Origin of the sequence: Erythrobacter sp., assembly GCF_038133525.1 — a bacterium.
Taxonomy (GTDB): domain Bacteria; phylum Pseudomonadota; class Alphaproteobacteria; order Sphingomonadales; family Sphingomonadaceae; genus Qipengyuania.
The window spans coordinates 1-619 of sequence record NZ_JAYPTL010000190.1 but is presented as its reverse complement, the minus strand read 5'-3'; the positions used below and the strand labels follow the sequence as shown (position 1 = coordinate 619).

Sequence of the window (619 nt, the reverse complement as noted above, 5' to 3'; positions counted from 1 at the left end):
ATGTTCGGCTGGACGCCCACGTTTACCTCAATCCTCGATCTTCGCGAGCGGAACCGGGGTCACGAACTTGCCGCCCCAGTCGCGTACCGCGCTCATCTGCTCCATGATCTCGTCCTTGAGATTCCATGGCAGGATAAGCACGTAATCGGGCCGGGTGTTCAGGATCTCGGAAGGGTCCAGAATCGGGACGTGCACGCCGGGAAGCAGACAGCCCTTTTTGGATGGCGCCCGGTCGACGGTATAGTCGAGGAAATCGGCCCCGATCCCGCAATAGTTGAGGAGCGTCACGCCCTTGGCCGGAGCGCCATAGCCGACGATGGTCTTCCCCTCGCGCTTGAGCTTCAGGCACATTTCCATCAGCGCCAGCTTCGTTTCCTGCACATCGGCGCGCCAGCCCTCGTAAACCTCGCGCCTATCGAGGCCGTATTCGGCTTCCTCGGCGCGCATGGCGTCAAGCGATGCCTCGTTCGGGCGGCTCGATTCGGCGCGGCAGACGTAGAAGCGGACCGATCCGCCATGGGTGGGCAAATTATTGAGGGCAAAGACGCGCAGGCCCGCGCCGGCAAACAGCGTTTCTGCCGCCAGCAGCGAAAGATAGCTGAAATGCTCGTGATAGATC

1 pseudogene is annotated in these 619 nt (G+C 61.6%); it reads right to left on the bottom strand.

Annotated features, from left to right (window positions below):
- Positions 1 to 27: 27 nt before the first annotated feature.
- Positions 28 to 619, bottom strand: a pseudogene (locus AAFM29_RS17870) (methyltransferase C-terminal domain-containing protein); the annotation flags it as partial.